This is a genomic window from Luteolibacter algae (assembly GCF_042683045.1).
In the GTDB taxonomy this organism is placed as follows: domain Bacteria; phylum Verrucomicrobiota; class Verrucomicrobiia; order Verrucomicrobiales; family Akkermansiaceae; genus Luteolibacter; species Luteolibacter algae.
Genome location: NZ_JBHUIT010000031.1, coordinates 214,661 through 233,157, shown reverse-complemented (window position 1 = coordinate 233,157; position 18,497 = coordinate 214,661). Strand labels below are relative to the sequence as shown.

Sequence of the window (18,497 nt, the reverse complement as noted above, 5' to 3'; positions counted from 1 at the left end):
CAAATTCCCATCTCATCCAGAGAGCGGAAGTCCTCAAAATCAGCTTGGTAAACTCCCCGCCCTGCTATCCCGAAATGAAGCAGGACCCTAAAAAGACCGGGCATCCCATTCGCAAATAAGCTCTCACAACTTCACGGAAATGCTTGGACTCGCAGATTACGGCTGACATATTCCGCCCGGCCCGCCCAATTCCTCAATTGCCGCGCAAATCCAGCCATCATCATTCAAACATATCCCAAGCATGTCCTCCTCCCCCAAACGCATCCTCATCGCCTGCGGCGGCACTGGCGGCCACCTATTTCCAGGCATCGCAGTGGCCGAGGCTCTCCTTGAACAGGGTCACGAGCCATTACTTTTGATTTCCCAGAAAAAAATCGATGCCCAGGCTTCTGCAAAATATCCGCATCTGAAGTTTCACACCGTTGCCGCGATTGCAAAGCCCGGGACGCTATCACCCAAAATGCTTCCATTTCTCCTGGCTCTCATCCAATCGATCCGGAGCTCCAAAAAACTCATCCGCGAGTTCGGCGCGCAAGCGGTTCTCGGAATGGGAGGATTCACCTCCCTACCACCGGTCTACGCAGGGCACAGCCTTGGACTCAAAACGTTCATTCATGATTCCAATGCCCGGCCCGGCCGCGCAAATGTTCTTACTTCACGTTTCTGCAACAAGGTCTTCATAGGCTTGGAACCAGCTGCCGGATTTTTCCACAAGCCCACTCAACTGACAGGCACTCCGGCCCGCCCGGAAATCCTGCACCTACCCTCCCGCGCGGAGGCCGCGAAAAATTTCGGTCTGGATCCAGACAAGACCACGCTGGTGGTGACCGGTGGCTCGCAGGGCGCCCTGGGGCTCAATCAGCTCATCGCAAAAGCCTCGCCGATGCTTCCTGAAAACATTCAGATCCTGCATATCGCCGGCCCCAATGATTACGAACGGATCAAACAGGAAAACCCCTCACAACGGCCTGGATATCACCTGATGGGCTTCTGCGATCAGATGCCTTCCGCTTACGCGCTAGCGGACCTTGTCGTCACTCGCTCCGGTGCGTCCACCCTTACGGAGATAGCATTGGCAAGTTTGCCATCGATACTGGTTCCCTACCCGTATGCGGCGGATGACCACCAAACTGCCAACGCCAAAGTATTTTCCGACGCCGGTGCGGCAAGACTCATCCAACAAAAGGACCTGACTCCCGAATCACTTGCGAAACTTCTCACCGATCTGCTGACCAATCCGGGCGCGCTCAAGCTCATGGCCAACGCGGCAAAATCCCTCGCCATCCCCGATGCCGCGACACGTGTCACCTCCGCCCTGCTCGCAGAGATCTGAACGACTTCTCCAGAGCTGGAAATATCCGCTCGCGTGAATTTTGCGCCTTATTTCCAATTGCTCAAATTCTGAAAATCGGCCAGCGTGCCCGCCATCTCATGGCAGCCAAGAAGAAGAAACCAAATCTGACCGATCTTTCCACCCCTCTCCACATCCACCTCATCGGAGTCGCTGGCTCCGGCATGAGCGGTCTCGCCCTGCTACTTTTGGCAATGGGTCACAAAGTTTCCGGCTGCGATCGGGTAACTACCTCCGAGACAGAGCGGATGCAAACGCTCGGACTCATCTTCTCTTCCCCACAGACAGCAGCATCCGTGGAAGGAGCGGATCTCGTCGTTTACTCATCCGCCATCGGGCCGAAGAATCCAGCCTTCGCCGCTGCCAAAAAAGCCAAGATCCCTCTCATCCGCCGTGCCGAGTGCCTCGCCGCCATCCTTCACACCAAGCAGGGCATCGTCATCTCCGGCACCCACGGTAAAACCACCACCTCATCGATGGCGGCCCATCTCCTCCGGGAGTGCGGACAAAAGCCTTCGTATTATGTAGGGGCAGAAATTCCAATTCTCGGAGCAAACGCCAAATGGGACCCGGAAGGTGATTTCATGGTGGCGGAAGGGGATGAGTCCGATGGGACACTGGCACTTTATAAGCCAAAACATTCCGTCATTCTCAACATCGAGGCAGAGCATCTCGATTTCTACCGCGACCTCGATCATATCAAGGAGGTCTTCGCCACGTTAGCGGATCAAACATCCGGTAAAATCGTTTATTGTGCGGAAAGTCCAGTCGCTGCGGAAATTTGCTCGGGCCGCGAAAATGCAGTCTCCTACGGCTGGGAAACCACGGATGACCAGACGGATTACACCGCATCGGATATCCGCGATCTCAAAGGATCCTCCGCATTCACGGTAAAGAAAAACGGAGAAGTCCTGGGCGATATCGAATTAGCCATCCCGGGAGAACACAATATCCTCAATGCGCTGGCTGCCATCGCCATCGCTGACATATGCGGCTCCGAGTTTTCGCTTATCGCACGGGCCCTTTCTTCCTTCGCTGGGGCCAAGCGCCGTTTTGAGACAAAATATCTCTCACCGTCTTACCGGGTGATTGATGATTACGGGCATCATCCCACGGAACTCGCCGCAACCCTCCAGACCGCGCGCTCCCTCAAGCCCTCCCGCCTGATCGTCCTTTTCCAACCCCACCGCTATTCCCGCACCAAAGCTCTGGCGGATGATTTCGGGAAAGTTCTGCAAGCCGCCGATATGGTCTTTGTCACCGATGTTTATCCCGCATCGGAAAAGCCTATCAAAGGTATCACCGGTCAAACTTTGGTCGACGCCATGAAAAAGCACGGCGATATTCCTGCAAAGTTTCTGCCGGATCTTGATCGGGCTCACTACGAGGTCGGCAACGCTCTCGAAAGCGGTGACCTTCTAATCACTCTCGGCGCGGGCAATGTCCACGAAGTAGGGACGCGCATCGCCTCGGATCTGAAGATCCTCGAGGCTCTTCAAGCGGTTGCACCTGCCGGGGAGATCGATGGGAAAATCTACGAACCGATGCGCAAGCACACCACGATCCTCGTCGGCGGTCCCGCGCAGTATTGGTTTGAGCCGCATTCATTTTACGCCTTTGCTTTTCTTGTGGATTCCTGCCGTGAACGGGGGATCTCCATTCGCATTGTTGGGCGAGGCTCCAATATACTTGTCCGCGATGGCGGTATTCGTGGAGCTGTCATCCACCCGACCGGCGGCGCATTTTCGGAGCTATCCATCGATTCGAAAGGCCACATTGTCGCAGGTGTGGGCGTTCGCTTGAAAAAGCTCGCTTCTTATGCGGGAGCCCATGGCATCGGAGGATTCGAATGGATGGAAGGAATCCCGGGGAACGTCGGCGGCTCGCTCCGGATGAACGCCGGCGCAATGGGCGTTGAAATGTTCGACCAAGTGGTCCGCGTGACTTTTCTTGATGAAGATGGAGTGATCCGCACCCGTGAACGCGACGAGATCCTCGCCTTCTACCGGAATGTGCAGGAACTCCGCAGAAACTTCGCCCTACAAGCGGTTTTCAAAGGCAAAACCGATACCCACGAAAACATCAAACATCGCTGGCACCAATCCCGGGAAAAACGCAAAGGCACGCAGCCGATCGCGGCATCCGCAGGCTGCACGTTCAAGAACCCCGAGCATATTCCTGCAGGTCGGCTTATCGACTCCATGGGGCTGAAAGGTGAATCAATCGGCCAGGCTTCCGTTTCCGACATCCATGGGAATTTCATCGTAAACAATGGGAAAGCCACTGCTGCTGAAATACTTGCGCTGATCGAAATGATTCAGAAGAAAGCCAAGGAAGAACGCTACACCGATCTAGAAACCGAAATCAAAATCATCGGCGAGGACGAGCCTCAATTTTAAGCGGGGCTGCCTCTTCAAAGTAGTTTCCAAGCTCCAGAATTTTCACTAATTATCACGATTATGTTATCCAACATCAAAATCGCCGTTCTCATGGGTGGACCGGGCTCCGAGCGTCAGGTCTCACTCGCATCGGGTAATGCCGTGCTCAAGGCCTTGTTGTCCCTCGGCCTCGACGCTGTGCCAGTCGATGTCACCAGCACATCGTTTGATCTCCCGCCTGGGACAGGACTGTGCTTCAACCTCATTCATGGAACCTTTGGCGAAGATGGCCAGCTCCAGGAAATACTCGAAGAGAAGGGTATTCCCTACACTGGTGCCCGCTCGAAGTCCTCCCGGATCGCCTTCGATAAAAACCTTGCGAAACAAGCTTTCCTAAAGGCCGGCGTGCCTACCCCAAAATCCGAGATCATCGACTGCACAAATGGACCGACGCTTCCATCTTTCTCTGCACCTTTCGTCGTAAAGCCACCCCGCGAAGGCTCCTCAGTAGGCATCGAAATCGTCAAAAACCAGGACGAAGCGCTGGATGCGATCACAAAGGCATCCCAGCATTCGAAGGATCTGTTGATCGAAGAATTCATCTCGGGCGCGGAACTCACGGTGCCGGTCATCGATGGCAAAGCCTACCCCGTCATCCATATCATTCCGCCGGAAGGGGTTTACGATATGGCGACAAAATATCCATGGCTTTCGGGAAAAACCACAGGCTCCCAATATATCTGTCCTGCGGATCTGGATCTGGAAACAACATTGGCAGTCCAAGCCGCGGCTGTGGCGGCGCACCAATCGCTGGAGCTCGAAGTATATTCCAGAGTTGATGTGATGCTGGATGCCGATAACCGTCCTTACGTTTTGGAGGCAAACACCATTCCCGGCATGACGGAAACCTCGCTATTGCCAAAATCCGCAGCGGCCGCAGGATTGGACTTCCCCGCACTTTGTCAGAAAATTGCGGAGCTATCGCTGCAGGCCTAGGCTCTCCTACTGCTGGAGCCGCGGACAGGGATGGCATGCGCGATTTTACCGATCGATCACGCCCTCAGCTTTAAGCTGATTGACAATAAGGATCTGCTAAATACGATAACCCTATCGTTTTTTGCTTTATCGGGAGCCTTCACCCATCGGCTACCGACAAAGTGAGCCAGCCGACTTTTCACCTCCCAAATGCGCAAAAAAACATCCAGAACCCGACGCCATCGGCATCATGTAAAGGTGCTGAAGTCGGAAGTGATGTCGCCAAGAATCGCGTGGTTTAATTTTCTGAGCTTTCTAAAAGTCGTCGGGAAACTCGCATTTACCTTCGTATTACTTGGAGCGCTGGCTTATGGCATCCGCCAGGCTATTGAGCATTCGTTTCACAGAAATCCGGATTTCCGTCTGCAAGCCATCAAGCTCAATCACAATGATATTCTGGATGAACCGGCTCTTGTCGAGTTTCTGGATATTGATCTGGCAGGTAACATTTTCGATTTCGATACCGACTTTATGGAGCAGCGTTTGCTCGATATTCCGGGGATTTCCGCAGCTCATATCAAACGCCGGCTACCCGGGACTCTGGCTTTCGAGATCAGCACCCGCAAACCGGTTGCATGGATCGCCTGTCCGGAAGAGAATTTCCCCTACAACAGAAGCCAATCAGCAATGCTGGTGGATTATGAAGGCTATGTTTATCCCTGCCCTCCCGGCCAAGTATCGATGGCCGAAAAGTTGCCGGTCTTCCACCTTGCACCAGATCCCGCACACCCTCTTCGACAAGAGGCGAATATAGACCATCCACATTACAAGCATTGCCTTCGTTTGTTGAAATCTTTCGCGAACAGGTATCCATCGGATATCGCGATGATCGAATCCATCTCCCAGGAAAATGAGTGGTCGTTACTCCTCAAGACCCGCAGCGGCACGATGGCAACCTTCGGCCTGGGAGACCACAAGCGACAGTTGGACTACTTCAGCCGGGCACTTCATCACGCGCATAAAAAAGGTTATCAAATTGCAACGATCAACTTGATCCCGAAGCGAAATGTCCCCATCACAGTCCGCGGAGACGATCGACCTCCACGAGCCATTCCTGTTTCCGAAGATTCACTCTCAGACACGGGTGAATCGCAACGCACAACCGATCTTAGATCTCTTTTAAACCGCAACTGAAATTCATGTCACGCCGCACAAAAATTCACGTCGGACTGGAAATCGGCACCAGCAAGACCTGTATCGTCGTCGGTGAGGTAAAGCCGGACAGTGCCGTGAAAATTCTAGGCATCGGCGTCACAAAATCTGCGGGAGTCCGCAAGGGAGAGCTTTCGGATTTTCCCCAGGCCCGAGCTTGCCTTAAGGATGCTCTCGCGAAAGCCGAGGATGCCAGTGACGTGGAAATCGGCTCTGTGTTTCTATCCGTTACCGGCTCACATCTCCAGGGAGTGAACAACCGAGGCACGTTCCGCCTACCGGACAATCAGCAGACCATCTTGCCGGAGCATCTGGAAGAAGCCTGCAGCATTGCCCGGGACGTCCCCTATCCGCAGGATAATGTCTGCCTTCATACGATCATCCGTAAATACCTCGTAGATGGCCTGGAGCAATCTGCCTCTCCGGTAGGACTTTTCGCCAAAACTGTGGAGGCGGATTTTCACATCGTCCACGGCATCCGCAATCGGATCCAAAATTCCATCAAATTGGTCCGGGAATGTCCTCTCGAAGTCGATGATATTGTGTTCGCTCCCATCGCCACCGCACAAATGGCGCTTGATCGCGAACAGCGGCTCCGCGGCGCTCTATTGATCGACATTGGTGGTGGAACCACGGATTACGCACTCTACCTAGATGGGTCGATCGCCGCCTCCGGATGTATTCCCGTGGGCGGAGATCACGTGACCAATGACATCCATTTGGTTACGGGCTTGCCATTTTCCAAGGCGGAGAAGCTCAAGATTCTTGAGGGGAATGCATCGAGAGACCCCTCACTCTCAGTAGGAATCGCAAAGCTCACGGACGAAAACGGCTTCGCTGATGTGGAGGTGAAACGAGCAACACTCAACGAAGTGATCCGCCAACGGCTTGAGGAAACACTCAGGTTAGTGAAAGACCGCTTGCCCCGCGGCTCCGTCGAAGCAATAGGTGCAGGTGTTTTTCTCACCGGCGGCACCAGTCTGATGAACGGTTTTTCCGAACTCGCATTCGATGTCTTTGGTCGTGATATCTACCGACCGGAAAACACCGGCACCACAGATTCCGATCATCCGTCCTTCAAAGATCCCCAATATGCGACAGCCATTGGCCTGATCCGCTACGCCCAAATCCTCGAAACTGAAAACACCAAACCACCCGGCTGCATGGGTAAACTACTCAGCCTTTTCTGGCCATTCGGCCGCTGAGTCAAACAGAGCTTCTAATTTCATACTTACATCAAAATGATTTCCTACTCACGCGATCTCAAACAAGACATCCCGGCTTCCGCCGTCAAAATCATCGGACTCGGAGGAGCCGGAGCAAATATGCTTGAGCGCATCGCTCTGGACAGCATCGAGGGTGCAGAGCTACTCGCACTCAATACAGATATCCGCACGCTAAATGCATGCCTGGCCAAGGAAAAAATCCAACTGGGGGTAAACCTCACCAAAGGACTTGGCACCGGCGGCGATCCAGAACTTGGTCAGCAGGCAATGCTGGAAGCGGAAAAGAATGTCCGCGAGGCTCTGAAAGGCCAGCAAATCGTATTTCTCTGCACAGGCTTAGGAGGAGGCACCGGCTCCGGAGCGGCCCCAATCGTCGCCCGGATCGCTCGTGAAGAAGGTGCTTTCGTTGTTGTTTTTGCCACCATGCCTTTCTTTTTCGAGGGAAGACGGCGGCGCGAACAGGCGGACACCGCGCTCAACCAGCTCGCCGTCCTGTCGAATGCTCTCGTCACCTTTGATAATAACCGCATGGGTGAACTTGTCCTTGCAAAGCAAGGCATCCACGAAGCCTTTGCAGCCGCTGACAAGATGATCTCGGAGTCCATCAAAGCAGTGATCCGTCTCGTCGTTCGGCCTGGTTTGATCAATGTCGGCCTGGATGATCTGATGTCCGCGCTTCGCACCACCCGCTCCCGCTGTCTTTTTGGCTCCGGCATTGCCGATGGCAAAGACCGCGCTTCAAAAGCGCTACGGAATGCTCTCGCAAGCCCCCTTTTGGATCAGGGTTCTCTACTCAAAGACGCGCAAACCGTGCTCGTCCACCTATCCGGAGGTGAGTCTTTAACACTTTTTGAAATCGAGCTACTGATGCAGAACCTTCAGAAACATGTGCCCGAAAAAGCGCACGTCCTATTTGGTGCAGCAATTGATCCAGGAATGGGAGACAATCTATCCATCACTCTCATCAGCGCTCTACCCGAAGATGTTCTCACCGGTGGCACTCGAGATTCCATCAGTCCGATCTCACGCGATTCCGATACGTCTTCTGAGATTGAGAACCCATTCAGTAAAATTGACAAGCCATTGGCAGCGACAGGCTCCAGCACGATCGATACGGACTCAATTCCAGAATTGGAGGCACAACCTACCGATGAAAAGGAGCAGGAAGACCCCACCCCTACTCCTTCCCCAGCTGATGCAACTGTCCCCTCAACTGATGACGTTAAGGACAACGAAGATATTTTAACCGAAGCCCGCAACCCGGATGACGATGAAAATGAGTCCACGGCGAACCAAGAGAAAAAGGAAGAGCGTCCCTTTGCCGAGCCGGAAATCATAAGACTGGAAGAGCCAAAAACCTCGATCAAGACTCCCGAGCCGTTCACTAGTGGAGATGAGCTGGACATTCAAAATTCAAAGTTCCTGGCTCAGCTTCCCGGAAAAAATGCACCCGATGAAGAAGATCTGTGGAATGACGAGCCAGATGGAGAATCCAGGAATGATTCCGATACCGTAGCTGAAGAATCCCGCAACGAAGCCGCCCTCGAAAAGGTAGAACCTGAAAACGAGAGCCCGTCGCTAAAAATTGAATCAAAGCCACCTTCCGGGCAACAGAGCGAACTGCTTTTTGACAACAGCCCACGAGGCAGGTTTGAAGGAGAAAACCCAAACGTGTTTGATGGGGAGGATCTAGATCTCCCGCCGTTTCTCCGAAAGAAAAAATCCTAGTTCCCAACCTGGAAGCTAGAATTCTCTCACCAAAAAAGCCTTCCGGAAGTTTTCCGGAAGGCTTTTTCCATTGATATGAATCGAGGAAAATTATTTCCTTTTACGCCGCATCAGAAGCGCACCTGATAGGGCAAGCAAACTCAGAGAAGTTGGCTCGGGAACCGCATCCCCTTTCCATGCAATCATATTCTGATATTTGGAATTGGTCAGGTAGAAGATATCGGCAGCCGCATAGTTGTTGATGTTCGCCAGATAAGTATTTGCCAAAGCCGACACTGACGTGTTCGGGCTGTAAATCTTTACCGAGCCATTAGTCAGATTCTTCGAGCTCGAAGTCTCGGAAGTAACCTCCCAAATGGCCCACTGGATTGCAGCTGCATCCGCACTTGTTTGCGCCGAGCTTAGATAGCCGCCAACGAGTTTGGCGACTTTATCACTATTCGTCAGACCCGATAAGTTGGTCACCTGATAGGTGAGAGTCTGCCCAACAGTAATGGTAGCGTTTGGCTCTACGCAAAATGCGGAGAAATCGTCATTCAACGTGGAAGACGAAAACTGGCTTACGCCAGAAGTATAATTTCCGATCGTATTTCCACTATCAAAAGTGCCTTTGACCGAAACCGATGGATCGATTTCATTTAAAGTAGCAGTGATATTCTGAGCTTTGGCGCTAAATGCTGTCAACGAGAACGCGACAACTCCGACACAGACAAGCAGTGTATTGTTTTTCATGGGGGGGAAGCCCCTTTTTAAGCCCTACCCCACCAATATCAACCACTTATCCGAAATCGGCCATACAAGACAACTCACCATTCGTAATTCACTTACAATCAGGATTTTACAACTTTCAAAAACTTAATATCTCCTTAATGTCCGCAGTCCAGATTTTCTAAGGTTCACGTCAATTTCTGCATACCACCATTACAAACGATTCCAGACCGTTAACATGGACCGGGTCCACTGGAACTTCCGAGAAGTCTCCCTGATTAAAAATGGCTCATCATGTGTCTTCATCAGATCGAATGATTCCGAGAGATGGGATATTAGCCAATCCAAGGTATTGCCAGTCGGCCATTTATCGGATGGTGTGAAATTTTCCAACCATGTGCAGGGTGTCGCCAATACCAACTGTCCTCCACTCCGCACCAGATCCGGAAAACGGGCCAATAACAATCCCGGGTCAGACAATCTGCACAGAAGGTTCGCAGCATGAACGCGATCGAATTCGCCCAAATCTTTCGGTAGGTTCATAGCATCTCCCTGCACAAAGGTCGTTTTGGCAGGATCAATGGCATCAGGCAAAGTTGCACGAAGTGGGGTAGTAATATGAGCCTCATCACGACGTAGGTAGTCCAGAGTCCCATGTTCTTTGAGCTGATTTGCGGCGCGGATGAAACTCTGTGAGAAATCGATCCCGATCACACGTTCACAGCAACGCGACATTTCAAATGTCGAGCGACCAACAGCGCACCCCAGGTCAAGACCACGCTGACATTTTTTATTGGAAAAGTTGCCCGGAGTCCTGACTGCGAAATCTAAAGCTGTTCTCATTCCGCTCGGCCAAGACACTTCCTCGAGAAGAATCTCTTTCTCGCTTCCGTAATGGAATAACAGGTATTCAGCCAATATAGTTGGATCTTCGTAGATTTCGCTCATCAATCTCAATCTTGCTGGTCGTTCACGATCTCACGAGCTTCCTCCACCCTCGAGACACCTGATTGGGCTTCGACCAATGAAATTCTCCCATCATGGTTTGTATCGTAGAAATCGATAATCTCCGAAACTGGATTTCCACTGAGCTTCTCTGCGTCCTTCAGTTCGGAAGCCACCAGATAGCCATCTCCATTGTAATCCCAAAGATCGAATTTTTGTATCAGTCCAATCATTTGTCTTTTGATCGGCCCTGGATTGGCAGCACAGGCACAAAGAGCCAGAACAGCGAGCGAGGAAAGTATTTTCATTTCAAGAACAAGCTGGAGCCTGCTTGGCAATCGAGCAAGCTTGAGCTATGAGATTTCGAATTATTGTCGCCGGCAAACCTGCACTTGCATATTCAAAAACAGCTGTGGCCGAATATCTGAAAAGACTAGAGCGACACGGGAGTTATGATCTCATCATCGTGAAGGCTGGCGATAGGGAATCTGTCTCCCAACGATTGCTCGACGCTTCCGAGGGCTGCTACCGTGTTGCGATGGATGAGCGGGGCATCAAACCCACTACCCGGGATCTGGCAAAATCTTTCGAGGATTTGGAAATCTCGGGCGAGGTGAAGACGATCGCTTTTCTTATCGGAGCCGCAGATGGACACACTCCCGAGATACGGAAAAAGAGTCATATGACTCTTTCTCTCTCCAGCCTGACAATGCAGCACGAACTTGCGCTGATCGTCCTCTTGGAACAGCTTTATAGGCTGGCCAGCATCAAAGCTGGCAGCCCATATCACCGTGATTGATTAGCGGCGGATCTGGTTTTGGGGAAGTGCACTAAACTGACCTCCGCCCTGTCCTGAAATAGGCGCATTCCATGGAATGCGGCTCGTTTCGGAGACGGGCCCTACAGGCTTGCGGGTTGCCTCGTCTGCGCAGGAAGAGAAAGCTGCTGCCAGAATGCTCAGAAAAATGAAGTGCTTCATGGTTTTAGTGAAAATGAAACCGGCAGTTATGCAAATCCGAAAATTGACAAATCAGTTGCTCGATGGCTTCGCAAGGATCACACGATCCCCCGGTTGAATTCGAACACCTGGAGAAAGAGTCTCGAGATCGATCTCGGCGATTGTCTGTGTCGGCTCAATGGCAGATGGCTTGACCCGACCCAGAAGACGACCGTCACGTTTGATCAGAAGCGATGTCTGAGGGGTGAATCCGGAATTTGAGCCAGCACCGATGACAAGAAAGCCCCAATCCTGATTGACCGCGGTGACGCGAGCTTCCATCGAGTTGCGGGCAATACGTTTGGTGCGTTCCACTTTGCGTGAAGCAAGGCGTTCCGCATCCTTCTGTTTGCTAGCCAGGCTTTTCTTGGCACTTTCAATGAGAGTATCAAGTTCTTCGCTCTTTGCGCGCTTCGCTTCGACTTCCTCGCCGATTTCCGCAATTTTGTCACCGAGGTTATCCATATCGATATCCTCACCGAGTTCTGCAAATCCGGCTTGAACTTGCTCCAAAGCATTGGCGAGCTCTGCAAATTCGTCGTTCTGAATCTTTAATTCATTATCGAGCTTGGAGGCCTCGTTTTTAAGTGAGTTTCCTGTGGATTCCAGGGCGAGCACACTCTGGGTAGCTACTTCAAGATTGTTCTTGGCTGTTTCGAGCAGCTCTTTCTCTTTTTCGATATTCGTCTCAGCAGCTTCCGCATTTGCAGTTACCGCCTTATTGGTATTCAGCGACTCCAAGCGCTCTGCCTGGACTTTTTCGAATTTTTCTGAGGTGCTAAGGCTGAAGTATGCCGCTGCGCCGCAAACAAGAATAGCAATAATTGGGAAAATGAATTTCATGGGCTTTGGGAAAGTTTTTTTGGAAAGACTAGGTAGGACTTAGTTGCTCGCTGATTTCTTATCGGCCTTGGAAGAGCCACTCGTGGGCACGACTTGATCTCCTACCATTAGCGTAGCGTTATCCTTCACGGAATCAGGAATGACGCTGGCGGAAGCACTGCTGCTTTCTACCGCTGTGACCAAGAGCTTGGCGATTACCTCTCCGTTACGCACGACATCGAGAGTGGAGTTATTGATCACTCCGGCGTTATTACCGCCAGCGAGTGTTACAAATCCCCAAGTCGGGTAAATGTTACGAATTCTTGTTTGAAGTGTGGCAAGTGACTGGCCTTTGCCCATCAGGTCGAACTCGTTCTGCCACCGCTTCACCTCTGCCTGAGCACTTGTGTTACGCGCGGTAAGGTTGGACAAAGTCGCTTCGCGTCCCGCAATGCTTTGATCGAGTTCCTCCAATTCCACACGGAGGTTTTTCATTTTTTCCGAGAGGCCTAGAATATCCCCGACCTTGGCGGTTTTCTCGCGATTAACGTCGAGTTTCTTCTTGTTTGCAGCGATCTCTTGGGTTTTCTCCGCGATTTGCTGTTGAGTTTCCTCATTGGCCTTTTTCATCTCAACTTCTGCTTCTTGTTTTGCAGCAAATTGGGCATCCGCCTCAGCACGTTCTTCGGGAAGGGTTTTGAGCGTTTCCTGAGCAGATTTCAGCCGCGCTTGGCTTTTCACCAAACTTTCTGATTCTGCATCACGATTGCTGATCTCTTCTTCAAAGCGCGCTTTGTTTTTTGAAGCTACAAATGCAGCTACAGCGAGAACGACGGCAGTAAAAATACCTAAAATATTGGCCATGGGGTTTTGTGGGAGCTTGGGTTTCCGGTTGTGTGAGGCAGCCTAGGGGCTTTTATTTACAGGCGGCAATATCAAAGTGCTCAAAATTTCAAAATCATTTTGCGGCTGGAAGCTTGACTTTACAAACGGGTCCCGCACGCCAAGCGTCTCCCACCTCACAGCATGAAGTCCATCCTCAGAGTTTTTTCCTACCTCAAGCGTTATCCAAAACTTGCCACACTGCAGTTAGCATGTGCCGTGGGGATGACTGCGGCGTTATTTGTCTTCCCTACCATCACCGGCTATTCCGTCGATAAGATCCTCCCGGATCCATCTCGACACAGTGAGTTTTTCTTTTGGGTGATCATGGCGCTACTGGCATTCATCTGCCGGGAAGGGCTTAATTCCGCCCGCATTTTTATCAACAATCACTTCGAACAACGGGTGATCTATGACATTCGCTCGGATATCTACGGAAAAATTCAAAAACTTCCCCTAAACTGGTTCGATACCAGGAGAACGGGTGATGTGATGACCAGAGTTGTCGAGGACGTCACGAATATGGAAAGGGTGCTGATCGATGGCATTGAACAAGGGTTGATCGCTGTTCTTCAGGTGGTGGGAATTGGAATTTACCTCTATATTCTGAATCCGACCGTTGCAGCTTGGGCGACACTTCCTGTTCCATTGCTTGCAACAGGAGCATGGATTTACTCCACCCGAGGCAGAGATCGCTACAAAAATCAACGGAATGCGACCTCGGATCTCAATTCCCTCCTGCACGATAATATCGCCGGAATCCGGCAAATCAAAAGTTATGCGGCTGAGGCGGTGGAACATCGACGGTTCAATGAATCATCGGAAAAGCTACGCCAGGCGAGTCTGAGGATGATGCGTTGGTGGGCTGTGTATTCGCCGAGCATGTCTTTGGTCAGGATGTTTGGCTATGTTCTAGTTCTCGGGTTTGGCGGAACCGCTGTGATGAATGGAACCCTAAGCCGTGGGGAATTCGTCTCATACCTTCTTTTTCTCTCACTTTTTTATGAGCCTATCGATCGACTCAATTCTCTCAATCAAATGCTTCTGTCGGGACGCGCTGCCGCAGATCGGGTTTTTGAAATTCTGGATTCGGAAGAAGAAAAAAATGCGACTGATGGTAAAGTCATCGAGCACCGTATCATGGGAAAAGTGGTCTTTGATCGGGTCTCCTTTTCCTATCAGGATCAACCGACTCTTCACGATGTTTCGCTCACCGCTGAACCCGGTCAAACGATCGCTCTGGTAGGCACCACGGGAGCGGGTAAAACCACGATTTTATCCCTGCTATCCCGCTTCTACGAAAAGAGTGACGGAGGCATTTTTCTGGATGATTGTGAAATTGGCTCCCTGAACAAAACATCTCTGCGTAACCAACTGGCTTACGTTACCCAGGAGCCGTTTCTATTCAACGGAAGCGTCCGCGAGAATCTGGAATTAGCCAAACGTGGAGCCAGCGATCATGAGCTGTGGAAGGCTCTGGAGGCAGCAAATGGCGATCACTTCGTGAAAAATCTTCCCGAAGGCCTTGATACCAACGTTGGCGAGCGTGGCGTGAAGCTATCCGGCGGAGAAAAGCAGCGCTTGTCGATCGCACGGGCCCTGCTCAAAGACGCACCGATCCTTCTCCTTGATGAAGCGACGGCGTCCGTGGACTCGGAGACCGAACGTCAGATACAGTCAGCTCTCGACCATTTGATGGAGAGTCGGACCGCCTTTGTAATAGCCCACCGTTTATCCACCATTCAAAACGCGGATCGGATTTATGTTTTGGAGAAAGGCCGGGTGATTGAACAAGGAACCCACAACGAATTGTTGGCCGAGAACGGCAAATACGCCGAGCTTTGCCAGCGCTCTTTTCTCGGCGATAAAGGCAGCCTATAACCTATAGATAGCGGCCCCTCAGACTAAGATGATCCCGGATGGCGCGAACTTGTTGCTAACGACGACATTTGATTCCCACGAGGCCTTCAAGCTAACCGGAAAAGTTTGGCTGGCAGCAATTGCCCGTTCCGAAAAATCCTCAAGGACAGCAAATCCTCAAGGACAGCAATAGACTTGTGCTTGCTTGGGAAATGCACTTTGCCGTGCTCGTCCGCTAATTGGCATTCAAAGTAGGTATTTAATAGACATAAAAAAAACGCCCGGCGTTTCCACCGGACGTTTTTTAGAAGTTCTTTCCCGAAGATTAGCGGGAGTAGAGCTCAACAATGAGCTGCTCGTTGACCTGCGGGTCGATTTCGGAGCGCTCGGGAATACGTGACATCGTTGCTTCCATTTTGTCGCGATCCACTTCGAGCCAGTCCACAGCTGGGACCGCTTGTGTGAGATCAAGCATACGAAGCGCGAGCTGCTGAGCAGAAGGCTTGGAGCCAACTTTGATGACATCACCTGGTTTCACTTGGAAACTGGCGATATCAACACAATGACCATTCACAAGGATATGACCATGGTTGACCATTTGACGTGCCGCTTGGCGGGAATTGCCAAGGCCTGCGCGATAGCAAACATTATCAAGACGGCACTCAAGAAGTTGCAGCAAGATAACACCGGTGATACCACGGCGGCGTGCAGCCTCCTGGTAATATCCACGGAATTGCTTTTCGAGAACACCGTATTGGAAGCGAAGCTTTTGCTTCTCACCGAGAGCTACGGAATATTCGGATTTCTTCTTACGACCTGCGCGAACGCCGTGCTGACCGGGTGGGAAGTTGCGGCGCTCCAGAGATTTGGAAGGACCGAAGAGAGAAACGCCAAAGCGGCGGGAGATTTTGGTGCGGGGACCAGTATAACGTGCCATAATATGGGAAAGTTAGTGTTTAAGGTTTTGGATTAAACGCGGCGTGCTTTCTTAGGGCGGCAACCGTTGTGCGGGATCGGGGTGACGTCGCGGATTGAGAGGATATCGAGACCCAAACCTTGAACGGCACGAACTGCGGACTCACGGCCGGAGCCGGGCCCTTTGACACGAACATCAACTTCTTTCAAACCGTGACCCATTGCTTGGCGGCAAGCGTCCTGGGAAACAACCTGAGCAGCGTATGCGGTGCTCTTACGGGAACCTTTGAAGCCCATTTTGCCAGCGCTGGACCAGCCAATGGAATTACCATTCGCATCCGTCACACTGACGAGTGTGTTATTGAAAGTCGCAGTCACGTGAACGATACCACGTGAAACGTTTTTCGAACCCTTGGCTTTATGGATCTTCACTTCCTCTTCGCCACCACCGATTTCCGCGAAAATATCTTTTTTCGCTTCTTTCTTGGGAGTGCCGTCAGGATTGAGCGCAGTAGCTGCGTCAGCCTTGGGAGCAGCGGTTGCTTCAGCAGCAGGCGCGGCTTTATCTGCTTTGGCAGCAGGAGCTTCGTCCGACTTACCTGCAGGAGCAGCAGCCGGGGTTTCAGGTTTAGCCTCGGCAGCGGGAGCCACTACTTCTTCAGCTTCTTTGTTGTTTGTTTCTTCGGACATATGTCTGGATCATGGTAAGAGGAACTCTAAGCACCTCTTGAAAAATTATTTCTTAACACCAACAGTCTTCTTCTTACCTTTACGGGTGCGAGCGTTGGTGCGTGTGCGTTGACCGCGAACAGGAAGACCGCGTTTATGGCGAATTCCGCGGTAGCAGTTGATTGAAGTAAGACGCTTGAGCTGCGACTGGCGCTCACGGCGAAGGTCACCCTCCACAATGATTTGCTCGGCTTGAATCACCTGGGCAATTTTTACGAGTTGATCCTCGCTAAGTTGTCCGGTGCGGATATCCGGATCAATACCGGCGTGGTCCAGAACACGGCTCGCGAGAGAGCGTCCGATTCCGAACATATAAGTAAGAGAAGCTTCGATTCGCTTCTCGTTTGGGATTTCGATACCTAAAATACGTGCCATTGTGTGCAGAAGTTCGCGTGATTTGCGGCGCACCGATTCATACCGGAAGCCCCGCAGGGCGGGTGATTTAGCAGAAGGTCAGTGTGTGGCAAGCCGGAAATGGAAAAAAACCTCAAATAACCGGCAAAAATTTTAAGAAAAGCCCCTTAATTTGACTCCCCTACTCTTTGCGGCGCTTCCCTCCTCGACAAAAGCAATGAGCACCCTAGTTTCCTCCAAAGCATATAAGAATCCATGGACACCCATTCATCTCCGCCCGAAGAAATCCCGGCAGAGCTCCCCACCGGGGATCTCGAAGACCCCAACCCAGGCACGACACCCTATCAATTGCCACCCGATGATGTTGCTGCAATTGACGAGTTGGGCAAAACTTATTCAGCCCTTCGCAAAGAGCTCGGGAAGACGATTATCGGTCAGGAAGAGGTCATAGAAAAACTCGCCATCTGTCTTTTCGCACGGGGGCATGCGCTGCTCATGGGCGTTCCCGGTCTGGCAAAAACCCTCCTGGTATCTTCCGTTGCCCAAACCTTTGACCTGTCTTTCAATCGGATCCAGTTCACGCCGGATCTTATGCCTGCGGACATCACCGGCACGGATATTATCCAGGAGTCCGGTGCGGGAGGGAAACGGGAGTTCGAATTTGCAAAAGGTCCGGTCTTCGCAAATCTTGTGCTGGCTGATGAGATCAACCGTGCGCCAGCCAAAACCCAATCGGCGATGCTTGAGGCAATGGGCGAAAACAAGGTCACCGTCCTTGGCAAAACGTATGCGCTTCAGGCGCCGTTTTTTGTGTTAGCGACTCAAAACCCTATCGAGCAAGAGGGCACCTATCCGCTTCCCGAAGCACAACTCGACCGCTTTATGTTTCTGATCGAGGTGAAATACCCGACCGCTGCGGAAGAGAAGCGTATCGCCCGGGAAACGACCGGTGCCGCCAAACATGCGCTGGCAAAATTGATGGATGGAGAGAAAATCATCGCTTTTCAGCAGCTCGTCCGCCGCGTCCCGGTTCCGGACCACCTTTATGACTACGCTGTGGAGATCGTCCGAAAAACCCGCCCAGGACAGCCCGAAGCTCCGCAGTGGATCAGAGACACCGTCGGCTGGGGAGCGGGGCCACGGGCCGTGCAATACCTCATTCTAGGAGCAAAGGCCCGCGCCGCTCTACGAGGCAACTATATGGCTTCGCTCGAGGATATTGAAGCAGTCGCCCCCGCAGTGCTCAACCATCGTGTCATCACAAACTTTGCGGCAGAATCCCAGGGAATGACTTCTAAGAAGATCATCCAGAAGCTCATTTCCGAAATGAGCGAATCATAGGACGGGACCGTTGATCCGGAAAAATTTAACCGGACAGCCCCCGCTTTTATTTGACCTCATCCTTTACTGAATGC

The 18,497-nt window shown here is 51.8% G+C and carries 18 protein-coding genes; 9 read left to right on the top strand and 9 right to left on the bottom strand.

The window, feature by feature from the left end; translation table 11 throughout:
• Window positions 1-241: 241 nt before the first annotated feature.
• From murG to ACFSSA_RS13275, 6 genes are all read left to right on the top strand, one after another.
• A complete protein-coding gene (gene murG, locus ACFSSA_RS13300; protein WP_386820997.1) occupies window positions 242-1,333 on the top strand; it encodes an undecaprenyldiphospho-muramoylpentapeptide beta-N-acetylglucosaminyltransferase in 1,092 nt (363 codons plus the stop codon).
• Between the two features lie 98 nt (window positions 1,334-1,431).
• Window positions 1,432-3,750 carry a UDP-N-acetylmuramate--L-alanine ligase gene (gene murC, locus ACFSSA_RS13295; RefSeq protein WP_386820996.1) on the top strand — a complete coding sequence of 773 codons (2,319 nt, stop codon included), beginning with the start codon at window positions 1,432-1,434 and terminating at the stop codon, window positions 3,748-3,750.
• Between the two features lie 60 nt (window positions 3,751-3,810).
• On the top strand, window positions 3,811-4,725 hold the full coding sequence (locus tag ACFSSA_RS13290) for a D-alanine--D-alanine ligase (protein ID WP_386820994.1): 915 nt from the start codon (window positions 3,811-3,813) through the stop codon (window positions 4,723-4,725).
• A gap of 189 nt (window positions 4,726-4,914) precedes the next feature.
• Window positions 4,915-5,898: a cell division protein FtsQ/DivIB gene (locus ACFSSA_RS13285; RefSeq protein WP_386820993.1), complete on the top strand. Its 984-nt coding sequence runs from the start codon at window positions 4,915-4,917 to the stop codon at window positions 5,896-5,898.
• Window positions 5,899-5,903: 5 nt separating this feature from the next.
• Window positions 5,904-7,121, top strand: a complete 1,218-nt coding sequence (gene ftsA / locus ACFSSA_RS13280; protein WP_386820992.1) for a cell division protein FtsA — start codon at window positions 5,904-5,906, stop codon at window positions 7,119-7,121.
• Between the two features lie 36 nt (window positions 7,122-7,157).
• Entirely contained in the window at window positions 7,158-8,870 is a 1,713-nt protein-coding gene (locus ACFSSA_RS13275; protein ID WP_386820991.1) for a cell division protein FtsZ, read from the top strand.
• A 90-nt stretch (window positions 8,871-8,960) separates the two neighbouring features.
• On the opposite strand, the gene ACFSSA_RS13270 is transcribed toward ACFSSA_RS13275, so the two are convergent.
• From ACFSSA_RS13270 to ACFSSA_RS13260, 3 genes are all read right to left on the bottom strand, one after another.
• Window positions 8,961-9,602, bottom strand: a complete 642-nt coding sequence (locus tag ACFSSA_RS13270) for a thioester domain-containing protein (RefSeq protein WP_386820990.1) — start codon at window positions 9,600-9,602, stop codon at window positions 8,961-8,963.
• Window positions 9,603-9,791: 189 nt separating this feature from the next.
• Window positions 9,792-10,526 (bottom strand): putative 4-mercaptohistidine N1-methyltransferase, encoded by a 735-nt coding sequence (locus tag ACFSSA_RS13265; RefSeq protein WP_386820988.1) that lies wholly within the window; start codon window positions 10,524-10,526, stop codon window positions 9,792-9,794.
• A gap of 5 nt (window positions 10,527-10,531) precedes the next feature.
• Window positions 10,532-10,831 carry an EF-hand domain-containing protein gene (locus ACFSSA_RS13260; protein ID WP_386820987.1) on the bottom strand — a complete coding sequence of 100 codons (300 nt, stop codon included), beginning with the start codon at window positions 10,829-10,831 and terminating at the stop codon, window positions 10,532-10,534.
• A gap of 47 nt (window positions 10,832-10,878) precedes the next feature.
• Between ACFSSA_RS13260 and ACFSSA_RS13255 the strand changes: the two genes are divergently transcribed.
• Complete coding sequence (locus ACFSSA_RS13255; protein ID WP_386820986.1) at window positions 10,879-11,322, top strand: 23S rRNA (pseudouridine(1915)-N(3))-methyltransferase RlmH; 444 nt, start codon at window positions 10,879-10,881, stop codon at window positions 11,320-11,322.
• On the opposite strand, the gene ACFSSA_RS13250 is transcribed toward ACFSSA_RS13255, so the two are convergent.
• From ACFSSA_RS13250 to ACFSSA_RS13240, 3 genes are read right to left on the bottom strand one after another with little or no spacing between them, the layout of a single operon-like run.
• Window positions 11,323-11,502, bottom strand: a complete 180-nt coding sequence (locus tag ACFSSA_RS13250; RefSeq protein ID WP_386820985.1) for a hypothetical protein — start codon at window positions 11,500-11,502, stop codon at window positions 11,323-11,325. It lies immediately after the preceding gene.
• A 51-nt stretch (window positions 11,503-11,553) separates the two neighbouring features.
• A complete protein-coding gene (locus ACFSSA_RS13245) occupies window positions 11,554-12,363 on the bottom strand; it encodes a hypothetical protein (protein ID WP_386820984.1) in 810 nt (269 codons plus the stop codon).
• Window positions 12,364-12,402: 39 nt separating this feature from the next.
• Window positions 12,403-13,206: a hypothetical protein gene (locus ACFSSA_RS13240; RefSeq protein WP_386820983.1), complete on the bottom strand. Its 804-nt coding sequence runs from the start codon at window positions 13,204-13,206 to the stop codon at window positions 12,403-12,405.
• 162 nt (window positions 13,207-13,368) lie between these two features.
• Here ACFSSA_RS13240 and ACFSSA_RS13235 point away from each other — a divergent pair, with 162 nt between their 5' ends.
• Window positions 13,369-15,105 (top strand): ABC transporter ATP-binding protein, encoded by a 1,737-nt coding sequence (locus ACFSSA_RS13235; RefSeq protein WP_386820981.1) that lies wholly within the window; start codon window positions 13,369-13,371, stop codon window positions 15,103-15,105.
• Between the two features lie 304 nt (window positions 15,106-15,409).
• Here the strand turns inward: ACFSSA_RS13235 and rpsD are convergent, their stop codons facing one another.
• Genes rpsD through rpsM form a run of 3 tightly spaced genes read right to left on the bottom strand, consistent with a single transcriptional unit; the run spans window position 15,410 to window position 17,103 of the window.
• Complete coding sequence (rpsD, locus tag ACFSSA_RS13230) at window positions 15,410-16,021, bottom strand: 30S ribosomal protein S4 (RefSeq protein ID WP_386820980.1); 612 nt, start codon at window positions 16,019-16,021, stop codon at window positions 15,410-15,412.
• 32 nt (window positions 16,022-16,053) lie between these two features.
• On the bottom strand, window positions 16,054-16,689 hold the full coding sequence (gene rpsK / locus ACFSSA_RS13225) for a 30S ribosomal protein S11 (protein WP_386820979.1): 636 nt from the start codon (window positions 16,687-16,689) through the stop codon (window positions 16,054-16,056).
• Window positions 16,690-16,734: 45 nt separating this feature from the next.
• A complete protein-coding gene (gene rpsM, locus ACFSSA_RS13220; RefSeq protein WP_386820977.1) occupies window positions 16,735-17,103 on the bottom strand; it encodes a 30S ribosomal protein S13 in 369 nt (122 codons plus the stop codon).
• A gap of 234 nt (window positions 17,104-17,337) precedes the next feature.
• Between rpsM and ACFSSA_RS13215 the strand changes: the two genes are divergently transcribed.
• Complete coding sequence (locus ACFSSA_RS13215) at window positions 17,338-18,423, top strand: AAA family ATPase (protein ID WP_386820975.1); 1,086 nt, start codon at window positions 17,338-17,340, stop codon at window positions 18,421-18,423.
• Window positions 18,424-18,497: the final 74 nt, after the last annotated feature.

Excerpts from the sequence above, each read along its gene's own strand:
- ACFSSA_RS13235 (WP_386820981.1), top strand. The coding sequence starts at position 13,369 with ATGAAGTCCATCCTCAGAGTTTTTTCCTACCTCAAGCGTTATCCAAAA.
- murC (WP_386820996.1), top strand. The coding sequence starts at position 1,432 with ATGGCAGCCAAGAAGAAGAAACCAAATCTGACCGATCTTTCCACCCCT.
- ACFSSA_RS13270 (WP_386820990.1), bottom strand. The coding sequence starts at position 9,602 with ATGAAAAACAATACACTGCTTGTCTGTGTCGGAGTTGTCGCGTTCTCG.
- ACFSSA_RS13275 (WP_386820991.1), top strand. The coding sequence starts at position 7,158 with ATGATTTCCTACTCACGCGATCTCAAACAAGACATCCCGGCTTCCGCC.
- rpsK (WP_386820979.1), bottom strand. The coding sequence starts at position 16,689 with ATGTCCGAAGAAACAAACAACAAAGAAGCTGAAGAAGTAGTGGCTCCC.
- ACFSSA_RS13240 (WP_386820983.1), bottom strand. The coding sequence starts at position 13,206 with ATGGCCAATATTTTAGGTATTTTTACTGCCGTCGTTCTCGCTGTAGCT.
- ACFSSA_RS13255 (WP_386820986.1), top strand. The coding sequence starts at position 10,879 with ATGAGATTTCGAATTATTGTCGCCGGCAAACCTGCACTTGCATATTCA.
- rpsM (WP_386820977.1), bottom strand. The coding sequence starts at position 17,103 with ATGGCACGTATTTTAGGTATCGAAATCCCAAACGAGAAGCGAATCGAA.
- ACFSSA_RS13250 (WP_386820985.1), bottom strand. The coding sequence starts at position 11,502 with ATGAAGCACTTCATTTTTCTGAGCATTCTGGCAGCAGCTTTCTCTTCC.
- ftsA (WP_386820992.1), top strand. The coding sequence starts at position 5,904 with ATGTCACGCCGCACAAAAATTCACGTCGGACTGGAAATCGGCACCAGC.
- ACFSSA_RS13265 (WP_386820988.1), bottom strand. The coding sequence starts at position 10,526 with ATGAGCGAAATCTACGAAGATCCAACTATATTGGCTGAATACCTGTTA.
- ACFSSA_RS13215 (WP_386820975.1), top strand. The coding sequence starts at position 17,338 with ATGGACACCCATTCATCTCCGCCCGAAGAAATCCCGGCAGAGCTCCCC.
- ACFSSA_RS13260 (WP_386820987.1), bottom strand. The coding sequence starts at position 10,831 with ATGAAAATACTTTCCTCGCTCGCTGTTCTGGCTCTTTGTGCCTGTGCT.
- ACFSSA_RS13285 (WP_386820993.1), top strand. The coding sequence starts at position 4,915 with ATGCGCAAAAAAACATCCAGAACCCGACGCCATCGGCATCATGTAAAG.
- ACFSSA_RS13290 (WP_386820994.1), top strand. The coding sequence starts at position 3,811 with ATGTTATCCAACATCAAAATCGCCGTTCTCATGGGTGGACCGGGCTCC.
- murG (WP_386820997.1), top strand. The coding sequence starts at position 242 with ATGTCCTCCTCCCCCAAACGCATCCTCATCGCCTGCGGCGGCACTGGC.
- ACFSSA_RS13245 (WP_386820984.1), bottom strand. The coding sequence starts at position 12,363 with ATGAAATTCATTTTCCCAATTATTGCTATTCTTGTTTGCGGCGCAGCG.
- rpsD (WP_386820980.1), bottom strand. The coding sequence starts at position 16,021 with ATGGCACGTTATACTGGTCCCCGCACCAAAATCTCCCGCCGCTTTGGC.